The organism is Type-D symbiont of Plautia stali, assembly GCF_001485335.1.
GTDB lineage: Bacteria > Pseudomonadota > Gammaproteobacteria > Enterobacterales > Enterobacteriaceae > Pantoea > Pantoea vagans_C.
In genome coordinates, this window is sequence record NZ_BBOC01000013.1 from 42,951 (window position 1) to 55,977 (window position 13,027).

General features: G+C 52.7%; 11 protein-coding genes. 4 read left to right on the plus strand and 7 right to left on the minus strand.

Features of this window, described 5'->3' with window-relative positions; genetic code table 11:
- Positions 1 to 146: 146 nt before the first annotated feature.
- Positions 147 to 1,385, minus strand: a complete 1,239-nt coding sequence (locus tag PSSD_RS06280; protein ID WP_058969979.1) for an MFS transporter — start codon at positions 1,383 to 1,385, stop codon at positions 147 to 149.
- Positions 1,386 to 1,478: 93 nt separating this feature from the next.
- Between PSSD_RS06280 and PSSD_RS06285 the strand changes: the two genes are divergently transcribed.
- Positions 1,479 to 2,375 carry a LysR family transcriptional regulator gene (locus tag PSSD_RS06285; RefSeq protein ID WP_058969980.1) on the plus strand — a complete coding sequence of 299 codons (897 nt, stop codon included), beginning with the start codon at positions 1,479 to 1,481 and terminating at the stop codon, positions 2,373 to 2,375.
- Here the strand turns inward: PSSD_RS06285 and PSSD_RS06290 are convergent.
- Complete coding sequence (locus PSSD_RS06290) at positions 2,365 to 3,267, minus strand: ParB/Srx family N-terminal domain-containing protein (protein ID WP_039329072.1); 903 nt, start codon at positions 3,265 to 3,267, stop codon at positions 2,365 to 2,367. The genes PSSD_RS06285 and PSSD_RS06290 overlap by 11 nt on opposite strands.
- A gap of 135 nt (positions 3,268 to 3,402) precedes the next feature.
- On the opposite strand from PSSD_RS06290, the gene PSSD_RS06295 reads away from it, so the two are divergent.
- Both PSSD_RS06295 and PSSD_RS06300 read left to right on the plus strand, forming a co-directional pair.
- Positions 3,403 to 4,035: a DapH/DapD/GlmU-related protein gene (locus PSSD_RS06295; RefSeq protein WP_058969981.1), complete on the plus strand. Its 633-nt coding sequence runs from the start codon at positions 3,403 to 3,405 to the stop codon at positions 4,033 to 4,035.
- 176 nt (positions 4,036 to 4,211) lie between these two features.
- The gene (locus PSSD_RS06300; protein WP_058969982.1) at positions 4,212 to 5,504 is read left to right on the plus strand and encodes a Fic family protein; all 1,293 of its coding nucleotides are present in this window, start codon (positions 4,212 to 4,214) and stop codon (positions 5,502 to 5,504) included.
- Between the two features lie 54 nt (positions 5,505 to 5,558).
- Here PSSD_RS06300 and PSSD_RS06305 read toward each other — a convergent pair whose 3' ends face one another.
- The 3 genes from PSSD_RS06305 to PSSD_RS06315 form a co-directional block, all read right to left on the minus strand.
- Positions 5,559 to 6,506, minus strand: a complete 948-nt coding sequence (locus PSSD_RS06305) for a GT-D fold domain-containing glycosyltransferase (protein WP_058969983.1) — start codon at positions 6,504 to 6,506, stop codon at positions 5,559 to 5,561.
- A 257-nt stretch (positions 6,507 to 6,763) separates the two neighbouring features.
- Positions 6,764 to 8,086, minus strand: a complete 1,323-nt coding sequence (locus PSSD_RS06310; protein WP_082672284.1) for an NtaA/DmoA family FMN-dependent monooxygenase — start codon at positions 8,084 to 8,086, stop codon at positions 6,764 to 6,766.
- Entirely contained in the window at positions 8,083 to 9,012 is a 930-nt protein-coding gene (locus PSSD_RS06315) for an aliphatic sulfonate ABC transporter substrate-binding protein (RefSeq protein ID WP_058969984.1), read from the minus strand. Before PSSD_RS06315 ends, PSSD_RS06310 begins: the two co-directional genes overlap by 4 nt.
- A 368-nt stretch (positions 9,013 to 9,380) precedes the next feature.
- Here PSSD_RS06315 and PSSD_RS06320 point away from each other — a divergent pair, with 368 nt between their 5' ends.
- Positions 9,381 to 11,741, plus strand: coding sequence for a membrane-bound PQQ-dependent dehydrogenase, glucose/quinate/shikimate family (locus tag PSSD_RS06320; RefSeq protein WP_058969985.1), 2,361 nt, complete (start codon positions 9,381 to 9,383; stop codon positions 11,739 to 11,741).
- 78 nt (positions 11,742 to 11,819) lie between these two features.
- On the opposite strand, the gene PSSD_RS06325 is transcribed toward PSSD_RS06320, so the two are convergent.
- Entirely contained in the window at positions 11,820 to 12,374 is a 555-nt protein-coding gene (locus PSSD_RS06325; RefSeq protein ID WP_058969986.1) for a P-loop NTPase family protein, read from the minus strand.
- Positions 12,371 to 13,003 carry a LysE family translocator gene (locus tag PSSD_RS06330; RefSeq protein ID WP_058970002.1) on the minus strand — a complete coding sequence of 211 codons (633 nt, stop codon included), beginning with the start codon at positions 13,001 to 13,003 and terminating at the stop codon, positions 12,371 to 12,373. Before PSSD_RS06330 ends, PSSD_RS06325 begins: the two co-directional genes overlap by 4 nt.
- Positions 13,004 to 13,027: the final 24 nt, after the last annotated feature.

A 13,027-nucleotide genomic window follows, 5' to 3' on the forward strand; every position in this document is an offset into this window, starting at 1 on the left:
AGTCCGTTAAGCATTTGTTGGTCGCCATGAATGGCGACTCTACAAGAATTGATACTGTTTTTCGTAGGGTGCGCATTGATGCGCACCTGCATACAAATTCACATTGAATGGCATTAAAACCAAGGTGGTGATGCACCATGGCCGTTTCATCCTGCGCTTTTCTGCCGTGACAACCCGCTCAATGCCAGGCCCGCCAGCGCCATGACCACGGTCAAACCCACCACCGCATTCCATCCACCGTGCAGCCAGAACCAACCGCCGAATGAACCGGTGATGCTGGAACCCATGTAGTAGAACAGCAGATAAAGCGAAGACGCATGGCCGCGATTGTTGCCCGCCAAGGGCCCAACCGATCCGCTGGCGGCTGCGTGCGCGACAAAGAAACCGCTGGTGATCAGGATAATGCCGCCAATCAAACACAGCAGGTTGTCTGGCACCGTCAGTAAGATACCCGCCAGTAACAGCAGGAACCCGGTAATCAACAGCGGTTTACGGCCAAAGCGATCCGCCAGACTGCCGGATAGTGAAGAGGAGACAATGCCAATCGCATAGGCGCAAAAGATCAGGCTGATTTGTGTCTGGCTGAAATTAAATGGCGCGCCAGAGAGACGGAAAGTGGCGTAATTGAAGAGCGTGACAAACACGCTGGTAAGGAAGAAGCCGGTGGCATATAGGCGAATCAAGCCCTTATTGCCGAGGTGACTGAACCAGGCTCTGAGGTGAAAGTGAAGATTGAGCCCGGGCTTCCTCTCAAAATTACGCGACTCAGGCAGCAAAAGCACAAACGCAATCGCTGCGGCCATGCCCAGCACACCGAGCACGCCCATGGCGATTCGCCAGGAGGTGAATTCCGTCAGTAATCCCATGCCGACGCGCCCAACCATGGCGCCAAAGGCCGTGCCGCCGACATACAATCCCATGGTTTTACCGAGATCCTTCTTGTCGATCTCTTCAGCGAGCCATGCCATTGCCACGGCAGGCACACCGCCCAACACCACGCCTTCCACCGCACGTGCCGCCAGCAACATGTGCCAGTCAGGCAGCACCGCCGCGATAAAATTACAGATCGAAGCCAGCGCCATCGAGGTGAACATCAATCCACGGCGGCCCACCGCTTGAGAGAATGCCCCCGCCAGCAGAATTGAGATCGCCAATAACCCGGTGGTGAGTGACAGGGCCAGCGAACTCTGCGCTGGAGTCACACCAAACGAGTGAGTAAACGCGGGCAGCAGCGGTTGTACACAATAGATTAGCGAAAAACTCGCCAGTCCCAACATGAAAAAGGCGATGCCTGCGCGGCGATATTCGCTGCTGCCGCGGGCAATGCTATAGGTGGCAGGGGGCACGGAGGTGGCGGGTAAAGCAGTTTCAAACGAGCGACTCATGGTGATTCCAGCGTAACGAAGATTGCACAACGCTACCGCGCCACTTATTATCTGTCCAATATATAGCACTGCATAATGGTATCTATAAAACAGATGGAATTACGCCATATTCGCTATTTTCTCGCGGTCGCCACCGAGCGTAACTTCACACGCGCGGCAGCCAGACTGGGGATCGGACAACCCCCGCTCAGTATGCAGATTAAAGATCTGGAGGCTGAAGTGGGATACGCATTGTTTAACCGTACTGCGCAGGGTGTCGCACTCACTGAAGCCGGTCACGCTTTTTTACAAGCGATCCAACCGCTGCCCGCTCTCGCCGGAGAAGCCATTGCGTCGGCTCGTCGCGCGGCACAAGGTGACACCGGAACATTGCGTTTGGGTTTTACCGGAACGGCTGGCATGAATCCACTGATCCCAGGCTGCATTCGCGCCTTTCGTCAGGCGCATCCAGACGTGTTTCTCAACGTCATGGAAGCCAACTCGATTGTGCTGTTGCAGGCGCTGGCGAATCAGCAACTGGATATTGCGCTGTTGCGGCAGGAAAATGCCATCCCCGATAACGTGACGATGCAACTATTGTTACAGGAGCCGCTGGTGGCTGCACTGCCTGCTAGCCATCCGCAGGCACGTCTGCGCGGGAAGATTGCCCTGCCTTCACTGCGTGAGGAACACTTTATTCTTACGCCAAAAGAGAGTGGCACCAGTTTGCGCGAGTCAGTGTTACAAGCCTGCCGCCAGCAAGGCTTTACGCCGATGGAGGGGCAACCTGCGCCACACATTGTCTCGATATTATCGGTGGTTGCGGCGGGTTTAGGTGTGTCACTGGTACCCGAATCGATGCGGCAATTCAGCCTGGCGGGCGTGGTTTTTAAGCAGATTAAAGCGCCGATACCCACCACCGGATTAGCGGTGGCATGGAATGACCATGCGTTTACGGCAACGGCGCAGAACTTTCTGGCGCTGGTGAAAACCAGCGAAATTATTGTTTAAACGCCCAGCCTAATTTGCCCTCGGCAGAGATCAGCTTGTCGAGTTTCTTCTCGTTCACTTTCTTCATGGCACCCAGTTTTTCAGCGGTAAGCGGGCCGGCATCACTCTGGGCAATCACCGTGTCTTTCGGCACATCAGTGATTTTCTCGGCAATGGCGGTGATGGCGGCGCCATAGCCTTTACGGTCATGCAAATCGAAGGAAGTCAGCGGTAGCTGGGTTTCCAGCCATTGTCCCCAGTAGAATTCCAGGAAAGGCGGCGGGTTCTCTTCTTTCTCGAAGCCAATATCGCGCACGAAGTACACCAGTGAACGGTATTCGTCATCCTGCATATGCTTGCGGCCTAACTCTTTCGGTAAATCATCCGGAGTGATTTTCCCTTTTGGCGTATCCAGCCAGACCAGATGCGCAGCTTCCATCTGTTGCCAGAATGCTTTCATGCTGGTCAGGTTGCGAAAGTCATTGGTGATGCGCACCTGTACATGCGTTTTCAAACCGCCAATGTCGGCAAAGTTACTGAAGGTGTGATGACCATCGGTGAGATAGAGCGCATTATCCGGTGCAATCACCGCTGTCTTCATCGGACCAGGATGGGAACCGACTGATGCTTTACAGGTGAAACTGTCGAGGTCAGAGATGCGCGATTTACTGCTGAATTTATCCACGCCTTTCTGTCCCATACTTTCACAGAAATCATCAAACAGCTTTTTGGGATCGGCCTGATAGCGGTGCAGTTTGTAATCCAACTGCCGATACCCAATCGCCGCCTGAGTGGGATGCAATTGTGATAACTGGACCTGCACAATATCGCCCGCTTTAATATCAGCGGGCAGGGCGGCAGTTGCCTGCCCGGCTGACCACAACAGTGCCAGCAGTGACCACGGTGTTCTCATTCCCTTTCCTTTATCCATCGCCTGCATCAGAGGCGTTACGATAGCATTTCTGTCATCTTCCCGCTTTAGTGTTGTGCTTCGCGGTTGACCTGGTACAACCCGTTATCCAGACATCTGACCACATTGGAGCTCTCTATGGCACTCGCTGCTGTTCAACCGGCAAAACTGCAACACACTGTTATCGATCCCAGCGTGCGTATGCGCGAAACTCACATTGGTCAGCAATGTGAAATCCTTGCAGAGAGTTATCTTGAATACAGCGAACTGGGTGATTTTTCCTACCTCGGTGAACACTGTTGTGTTGCCGATGCGCAGATTGGCCGTTTTACCGCTATCGCCAACCAGGTGCGTATCGGTGCGCCTAATCATCCGATGGACCGCGCTTCCCAGCACCGTTTCACCTACTGCCCGGAATATTATGACAATCAGGCGGAACGGGATGCGGGATTTTTTGCTGACCGCCGAGCCGACCGCGTCATTATCGGCAACGATGTGTGGATTGGCCACGGCGTGATTGTGCTACCCGGCGTGACCATTGGCGATGGCGCGGTGCTGGCAGCAGGCGCGGTGGTCACGAAAGATGTGGCTCCCTATACCATCGTTGGCGGTATTCCGGCGAAAGTGATTCGTGGTCGTTTTACGCCGGATATCGCTCTGCAACTTCAGGCGATTGCGTGGTGGAACTGGCCGCTGGAGAAACTGATGGCGCATCTGGCTGATTTTCAGTCACCCGATATCGCGGCGTTCTGCCAGCGCCACGCGGTATAGCTTACATCGCCTGCTGTGCCGCCACCGCAGGGGGAGCGGCCTGCAGGCTTTTTTTGGCTGTTACAGTCTCTATGTAAAATCAATAAATTCATATGGTTAAATTATTTTCCTTGAGATTTGTCACCCAGCGGAATCTCAAGTAAACTCAAAAAACGTCATTTTTGAGATTGCTTGCGATGAAACTGCGCCGCCCGCCGACACAACTCATGGATCAACAGAGCAGCAATGACATAGCTGCTCTGCTCAGCCGTTACAGCGAGTGGGATGCCCGCTACCTTCACTTTGATGAGTTATACCGCCGTATCAGTGATGCGGATGAACGGCTGGCGCTGTGGAGTGCATTGAAGTTCAAACGGCGCAGTACGGCTCACCATTTTGTGATTGCCTCTCAGGAAGTGAGCGTCAATTTTACCACGCGTATTAACGCGGCAATCTCGTTGGTCGATCGCACGACTTTTGCACGTAACGGAGAGCCTACGGATGAGGATGCGGCGTCCTACTTAATGTCGCAATTAATCATGGAGGAGGCGATCTCCTCCAGTCAGCTAGAGGGGGCTGCTACGACTTCCCGGGTTGCGATGGAACTGCTGGCGGTGGGGCGTGAACCGCGCAATGAAGATGAAAGCATGATCATGGGCAACTGGCGTCTCATGCAGCACATTACGGCCATGGGGGATGGGCCATTAACGCGCGATGATATTTTGAACATGCACCATATCGCGTGCGCGGGCATCAATGATGAAAAATATCGGCCTGGGGAGGTGCGCAGAAACAACGATATTTTTGTCGCTGGTCGGGACGGTGAAATCATCCATCAACCACCGGATTACTCTTTGGTCGATGGCATGCTGCATGCCTTGTGTGCTGAAGTTGAATTTCTTGAACAGCAGGGCACCCATCCCTTGCTGGTCGCCTGCATCATGCATTTTGCCATTGGTTACATTCATCCTTTCAATGATGGCAATGGGCGTACCGCGCGCGGCTTGTTCTATCACCATCTCATTCGCCGTGGGTATCACGCTTTTCGCTATATCTCGATCAGTAAACTGCTTAAAGCGGCAGCGATTAAATACGGGATGTCCTACCTTTACAGCGAAACGGATGAACTTGATCTCACCTATTTTGTGCAATTCCAGTGTGATGTGGTGATGCGCGCGGTTAAGGCCTTTACTGAGCAAATCACCACACTGCATCAGGAACGTGCTCTGCTGGTGAAATGGGTAGAAGAAAACAAAGCCTTGGCCAAGGGCGAACTGGATATTATGGCGATTGCATTGCACGCGCCAGGTTCGTTATTGAGTGCGGCGGCGGTGAAATCACGGTTAGGTATTGCTGATAACACCGCGCGCAGTCGGTTGAAAAGTCTCGCCGAGCAAGGGCTGCTGAGGCCAATCAAAGAGGGAAAAGGGACGGTGTATCAAGCCCCCGTTTCACTGCGAAAACTCAAAGAGTGGCTGAATAAACGCTGAGATAACGCGAGCAATCGCAAAAATATGCATTTTTGAGATTTCTTGCGATCTGATTTACATCAAAGGCTGTTGGAGCATAGGGGCACTCAGCTCTGCTTCGACGGGCAAACCGACGTGCAGCAATACCTGGCTTCGATACAGTGCGTCGGGTTCCTGATGCGCCACTAAATCACTATTTTTCTCCACGTAAGTCAGGTTATTGAGCGATGAAAGACGCATCGTGTCGTGCTCACCCTCCATTTGCCCCATATCGATACAGCGGATGCCATGCTGGCTGAGATCGTAGGCCAATACTGTCGCCGTTGGGCCCAGTGACATCAACACCATATCGAAATCACGCGCATGAGATAGCACGGAACAATAGAGATCGTTATAAACAGAGAAGGCATGACGATTCAGCGTGGTAATGCGTTTGACTTCCAGCGCACCTGCCAGTAATTCGTTTCCAGGTTCTAAATGTGAATGTTTGCCTTCAACGATCAGTATTTTCTTATTTTTGAATAGCTTTTTAAACTTATTGAATATCGGGTTTTGGTCTTGACCTTTAAGCAGGGTATAAGAACCTGTTACCGAGGTATTACCGTATTGGTACTCTTTTTTTAATAAGTTTTCATAGTGGCGGAAGAAAAAGGCTTTATGGAAAAACCAAAACAGGGCCGAACCGAAGCCAATATTATCTGAACCACGTAACGCATCCGGTAAACAAACTAAACAAGGATTATTCGGTTGCGTTGCCCGACGCAGTATCTCTTTCAGGCGAATTGACAATCTTTCATCCCAGGGCTGATAACTTTGGCTGTTAAATAGCGTCATCTCCAGTTCCCCTGCACCATAGCGGCTTAATGAGAGTTTGTCATTGCTGAGCAGCAGGTCAATGGTCTGTTCCGCGGATAAGACCTTATACTGCTTAGCCCGCGCATTGGCGGCTGGAAACATCAATGCTGCATGTGAGAGTTTGAAAGTGAAGCGTAATTTTTGATAAAAATTTTCTGCGCTGATCATAATAAGCCTTCTTGTTATTAGCGGCCTTGCCGCAGTGCAGTCGCGTGATTTATATCACGCTCTATTGGCAATATCAGGCTGGGTAAATTCTTAAAATAAATCGACTTGGAAGCTGCTAATCAATATGAGGGGAGTGAAGTTTGTTGGTGTGAAATGAAAAGGTTATTAAAAGCGCGTTATTATCGCCACTGCGTCGATTTTTGCCAGGAATAATCGCAGTGGCGGTCTAATAAAAGGTTAAATCATTTCATTAGATCTTATTGATGAAAGCGATTGGCGGGTTTAGCCAATCCCAAACGATCTCTTAATGTGCCTGCGGAATAATCCTGTCTGAACACCCCGGCATCCTGTAAACGCGGTACCACTTCGCTGAGGAACAGGTCTTCGTTTTCATCAATGTAAGTCGGGAGAATAACGAAGCCATCACAGGCTTGCTGTTGATACCAGTCAATCATCTGTTGCGCGATGTCATCAGCAGTACCTGTCGGTGAAGGGAACGACAAACTCTCAGCATAGCGTTTAGCCATTTCACCTAAGGTCAGATTCTGCTCAATGGCGCTAGCTATCACATACTGGAAACGGCCTTTGCTGCCAGTGATCTGCTCGCGTAGGTCTGGCACCGGTCCATCGACTGGATACTGTGATAAATCGATATTCATGCTGGCGGAGACAAAACTCAGCCCTGATTCCACTGTGATCAGGGATTTCAGATACTCAGCACGATCGCGGGCATCATCTTTGTTGTAACCGACAATCGGCACTAATCCCGGCAGAATGCGGAGTTGACCGCGTTGGCGCTGATAATGTTCTGCGCGTTGCTTGAGGGTTTGATAGAACTGCTGCGCACGCTCACGGTTGGGTTGCACCACAAACAGCATTTCTGCGTGCTGCGCGGCCAAATCAATAAAGGCATCGGAAACGCCCGCCTGGATCACCACCGGATGCCCCTGCGGCGGGCGGGGAAGATTGAGCGGCCCCTGTACCTCAAAGGATTCGCCCCGATGGTCGACACGATGAAAGCGGGCGGGATCGGCAAAGCGTGCACTGTTTTTCTCCACCACCAGCGCATCTTCTTCAAAGCTGTCCCACAGCGCTTTCATCACATCGATGAACTCTGCCGCACGGCGGTAGCGATCCTCATGGCTAAAATGCTGGCTGCGACCAAAGTTACGCGCTTCAGCATGCGTTAATGACGTCACTACATTCCATGCGGCGCGCCCACCGCTGATGTGGTCGATATTGGCCAGTTGGCGCGCGGTAGTGTAGGGATCGGAATAGGAGGAGGAGACCGTACCGCCCAGGCCGATGCGATCGGTGACTGCCGCCAACGCCGCCAACAGTGTCAGCGGCTCCGACCAGCCAACCTGTCGGTGTTGCACGGTGTGCGCCAGATGCCCGCCATAGACATCATCGATTGCCAGCTTGTCGGCAACAAAAATCATATCGAGTTTTGCCGCCTCCGCACGCTGCGCGATTTTACGGTACAGCGGCCAGTTACTTCCCCCGGTGGTGGCTGCGCGCGGATGTCGCCAGCCGCCCTGATGAATACCGGAATCCAGATACAGCGCCAGGTTCATCATGGTCGAGCCGCTCCCTGTGGATTAAAAAACGATGCATCAACCAAGGTGCCGGCTTGCAAGCCTGGTTTAATCAATCCACTGCGCGCAAAGGTATCTATGGCGGCTTGTTGGCGCTGTGCAATCAGCGCGTAATCTTCCACCGGCGCATTATTCTCCCGTTGTACTTTGCTCAGTGCTACCGCGTCTGGCAGACGCAGCAGTGAGGCAATTCCGCTGGCATAGGCTTGCGGATGTGCAACGCCCCACGCACGTGCACGAATCAAGCGCTGGCGAAAATCGACCAATGCGGCACGCTTACTGTTGATGGCGCTATCGGTTGCCACCAGATAGTTCGACACGGGCGCATCTTTGCCGTCAATGGCGATGCGATCACCTGATTGCGCCACGGCAAAGGAGACGTACGGTTCCCAGGTTGCGACGGCATCGACAGCCCCATTATCCAGTGCCAGTGTGGCTTCTGCTGGGGTAGTGAAGACAAAGTTCACACTGTCATCCGGCAATCCCGCCTGATGTAGCGCGCTGAGCATCATATTTTGCCCCGACGAGCCTTTGACCGTGGCCACTTTCTTTCCTTTTAAATCAGCAACGGTATGGATTGCACTGTTTGCCTTCACAAGCAGACCGTTGCCTAGATATTGCGAAGCTTGTATCGCGCGAATTTTTGCCCCTGCGGCCACCGCGAAGGCCAGTGGGCCATCACCGACCAATCCTGCGTCCAGATGTTGTGAGTTAAGCGACTCCAGCAGTGGAGCAGCGTTGGGGAACTCATACCATTTGATTTCATAAGGCAGGTTGTTAAGTTCGCCTGCTGCAGACATCACGGCACGCGCGTTTCCTTTTTGGTCACCGATCACCAGTTCGGTACTGGCGGCATGTGCAGTCATAGTGATGGCAAGCAATGCACTGGCGATAAACGTAAATTTCATGATGTTTCCCTGAGAAAAAGAAAACAGCGTAAGTTTTCCACTACAGCAGGCGTAGTAACAATTCCGCACATCGATATGCGTAACACGCAAAAACCGGGGTTGCTGCGAAACTGACCGTGCGGTGTTATCAAAAAATGCGATTTATCCTCACTAATGATTAATTCTCTCTACGAAAAATAAAACGTGATTTCAGTCACACTATGGCCGCAGCGCGATTTGTCAGTGATAAGCCAGGCTACATTCATAAGCGGAGCTAACGACACACTCAGCAACGGGTTTTTACTGTTCGATAACGTACGTTAAAATTTTGTTGAAACTGTGTAGGTTTATTTTGGGTGGATATTGATGAAAAACGTTGAGGGATTGGCATGGTTAACAAACTAACCAGCATCGTGCTTGCGATTCTGGCATTAGCGCTGCTCTATATGGGTGGGAAATTGCTGATGTTAGGCGGGAGTGCGTTCTATGCGCTGATGGCGGTGGGTTTACTGATTACCGCGATTTTACTGTTCAGAAACCAGCGCAGCGCGTTGGCACTGTACGCGGTGCTGATGTGGATTACACTGGCCTGGATTATCTGGGAAGTGGGATTTGATAAATGGCAATGGATCCCGCGCGGCGATCTGTTTGGTGTCATCGGCCTGTGGCTGGCTATGCCGTGGGTGGTCAAACCGCTGTATCAAGGTCAGCGCCGTTTCCACACCTTCCTGGGTGGCACGGTGATCGTGATGATTGTCGTCGTGATCGGCCTTTGTTTCTACGACCCGCTGCCGCAGGCAGGCACTATCACGAATGCGCGTGAGCAGACCAGCGAGCAGGGCGCAGCCAATGACTGGAGCGCATACGGTGGCACCACAGATGGCCAGCGTTTCTCTTCGCTGAATCAAATCACTAAAGACAACGTGAAAGATCTTGAGGTTGCCTGGACTTATCACACGGGCGATCTGCGTCAGGATGCGGATGCGACGGAGTACACCTTCGAAGCCACGCCGGTGAAAGCCAATGGCATGCTTTATTTCTGCACCCCGCACAATGAGGTTCACGCGCTTGACCCAGAAACCGGCGCCGTGAAGTGGAAATACACGCCCAACAAAGATCGTTCTTATCTGCAGCAGCACCAAACCTGCCGTGGCGTGAGCTATTACGAGCAAAGCCCGGTTGCAGCACAAGATTCCGCTGCGACACCGGCAATTTGCCGTAAGCGTATTTTCAATGCCACCACGGATGCACAACTGATTGCGCTGGATGCTGATACTGGCAAGCCTTGCGCTGATTTTGGCGCTAATGGCGTCGTTGATCTGCATGCCAACATGGGTGAAGTGCGTCCACATGCGCTCATGCAAACTGCAGCACCGCTGGTGGCAGGTAAGCTGGTGATTGTCGGTGGTTCCGTGATGGACAACGGCTTCAACAGTGGTAACCCTTCGGGCGTGATCCGTGCTTATGACGCTGAAACCGGGCGTTTGGTCTGGAACTTCGATCCGGCCAACCCGGAGAATACGGCGCCTGTTGCGGCAGGACAGAACTATCCGCAGGATACGCCAGTTGCCTGGGGTACGCTGAGTGCAGATCTGAAAAATGGTCTGGTCTATGTGCCATTTGGTAACGCGTCTCCGGATGAAGTGGGTATCGAGCGTGATGCCAACAGCAACACCGAAAAGTTCCGTGATGCCTTAGTGGCACTGGATCTGCAAACCGGTGCGTTCAAATGGCGTTATCAGAGTTCTAACCACGATCTGTGGGACCGTGATAACCCATCACAGCCGTCCTTGTTGGATATTGATTACCAAGGCCAAAAACAGCCTGTGGTGATCCTGCCGACCAAAACCGGCAACCTGTTTGTGCTGAACCGTTTGACAGGGCAGCCGGTGTATCCGGTGAATCAAGTCAAGGTGTCGACCGAAGGTGGTGTACCCGGTGAGAAATTTGCCGCCACGCAGCCGGTGTCCAGCCTGAACTTCATTCCTGATGCGCTGACTGAGAAATCCATGTGGGGCATCACACCGTTTGACCAGATGTCATGCCGCATGGACTTCCGTTCGCTGCGTTATGATGGCAACCCGTGGACGCCAGCAACCGAAGCCGGTTCGCTGATCTTCCCTGGCAACATTGGTGTGTTCAACTGGGGTTCCGTTGCGGTTGATCCGCAGCGCCAGATGTTGATTGCTGCACCGGTTCGTTTGGCTTACAAATACAACCTGATCAAACGTACGCCGCAGACCGAAACTCAGCGCTTGTTCACCAAAGATGGCCAGCCTTACTGGAACGAAAACTTCCAGGGTGATTACGCCATTCACATTCAGCAGTTGGCTTCTGGCCTCGGCATTCCGTGCATCGCGCCACCTTGGGGTCGTATGGTGGGTGTGGATCTGAAAACCGGTAAAACCGAGTGGTTACGTCGTGTTGGCGTTACCAAAAACCTGAAAACCAGCTTCCTGCCGGGCCGTTTCCCAATTGGTTTCCCAATGGGCATGGTTGCGCACGGTGGTCCTCTGCTCACCGCGGGTGATCTGGTGTTCCATGGCGCTACCGCGGATAACTTCTTCCGCGCCTACGACAGCACCACCGGTGAGCTGTTGTGGCAGACTGAACTCAGCGCTGGCGCACAAGCCACGCCATCAACCTTTATGGGTAAAGATGGTAAGCAGTATGTGGTGATTGCAGCAGGTGGTCACGGCTCGCTCGGTACCCAAGCGGGTGACAGCGTGGTCGCGTTCCGTCTGAAGTAATAAAGCAGTATTGAACCAGGGCGCACTCCGGTGCGCCCTTTTTTGTTTAGCGTTTTGCGCGAGGAACGGTGGTTAATTTCAGCGTGATGAACCCTGTGGGTCGGTAAGTTCCCAATATCTATAGGCTCGCGTGATCTCCAATGAGGAGCTCAGTAGCAGCTTAGGCAGCGTCCATTCGTTGAACATCTGTTGATTGCGTTGACGATGACTGCGCGCAGTCAGAAGCAGGTAGCGCGTCATTTCCCAAGTCAAATGCTCACGCTGGTTAGCGGGCACAACGCCACCGATGCGTTGGGCATCAAACAAAGTGCGACGCAAGTAGCGCATAAATCGCTGGGTGGGTGGGAGGTCAAGCAGAATAAGGCCGCTGGCACGGGTTAATCGATCGGGAAGGGTGCGAACATAATTCCCGTCCATTACCCAGCTTTCTCCGGAGATAGCGTTAAGGTGTAATTCGCGAAATTCAGCTTCTTCGCGCGCTTGCCACTGCGTATCAGGAAAGTGATAAAGCTGATCAAGGTGAATGATGGGCCGCTTCACTTTGCTGGCAATAGCTTGGGCCAGTGTCGACTTTCCGCTGTTTGAAGGTCCAAGAATACAAATGCGTGGGCCCAATTCATTTAATGAAATCATGTTGAAAATCCCTTTAAGGTCATGGCCAGCTGCACCAAATTACTGATGGAGAAGAAAATCAGCACGATGCCGCCGCCGAGATTAATGGCGATGGCGAGTTTGCGCATATTGATCAACCGTGCCGACGTCATCAGCGTAAAACAGATAATCATCAGCCACAGGCTCATAATGGCGACATGAATGGATGCCAATAACAGGTAGTGCGCTAAGGCATGTTCACGACCGGCAAATTGCGACACCACGGTGAGATAAAGCATCACGGCCTTTGGATTGAGCACATTTGCCAGCCAGGCATCTTTGATTCCGATGCGGGTGCTGCGATGTGAGGCAACAGGCCGGGCAATGTGGCCCCCGCGCCGCAACAACTGAAGACCCAGCCACAGTAAATACACCGCGCCGGCCACGCTCAGCAAATTAAAAATGATCGGTGAACGTAACAGCAGGGCGCTGATGCCAAGGCCGATCAACAGCGCATGCGTATAGATGCCAAGCGCCGTACCGATGATGATCGATGCCAGCCCGCGAGAGCCAGCAACCAGGGTGTTATTCATCGCCAGAGTAAAACTCGCCCCCGGTGACAGGGCCACCGGTAGGATCGCAATAATAAAGGCCAGCAGGTGCAGATTCATCGGCTTAACAGCGAAAAAAGGTTT

Excerpts from the sequence above, each read along its gene's own strand:
- PSSD_RS06290 (WP_039329072.1), bottom strand. The coding sequence starts at position 3,267 with ATGAGAACACCGTGGTCACTGCTGGCACTGTTGTGGTCAGCCGGGCAG.
- PSSD_RS06280 (WP_058969979.1), bottom strand. The coding sequence starts at position 1,385 with ATGAGTCGCTCGTTTGAAACTGCTTTACCCGCCACCTCCGTGCCCCCT.
- PSSD_RS06325 (WP_058969986.1), bottom strand. The coding sequence starts at position 12,374 with ATGATTTCATTAAATGAATTGGGCCCACGCATTTGTATTCTTGGACCT.
- PSSD_RS06320 (WP_058969985.1), top strand. The coding sequence starts at position 9,381 with ATGGTTAACAAACTAACCAGCATCGTGCTTGCGATTCTGGCATTAGCG.
- PSSD_RS06295 (WP_058969981.1), top strand. The coding sequence starts at position 3,403 with ATGGCACTCGCTGCTGTTCAACCGGCAAAACTGCAACACACTGTTATC.
- PSSD_RS06285 (WP_058969980.1), top strand. The coding sequence starts at position 1,479 with ATGGAATTACGCCATATTCGCTATTTTCTCGCGGTCGCCACCGAGCGT.
- PSSD_RS06330 (WP_058970002.1), bottom strand. The coding sequence starts at position 13,003 with ATGAATCTGCACCTGCTGGCCTTTATTATTGCGATCCTACCGGTGGCC.
- PSSD_RS06315 (WP_058969984.1), bottom strand. The coding sequence starts at position 9,012 with ATGAAATTTACGTTTATCGCCAGTGCATTGCTTGCCATCACTATGACT.
- PSSD_RS06305 (WP_058969983.1), bottom strand. The coding sequence starts at position 6,506 with ATGATCAGCGCAGAAAATTTTTATCAAAAATTACGCTTCACTTTCAAA.
- PSSD_RS06300 (WP_058969982.1), top strand. The coding sequence starts at position 4,212 with ATGAAACTGCGCCGCCCGCCGACACAACTCATGGATCAACAGAGCAGC.
- PSSD_RS06310 (WP_082672284.1), bottom strand. The coding sequence starts at position 8,086 with ATGATGAACCTGGCGCTGTATCTGGATTCCGGTATTCATCAGGGCGGC.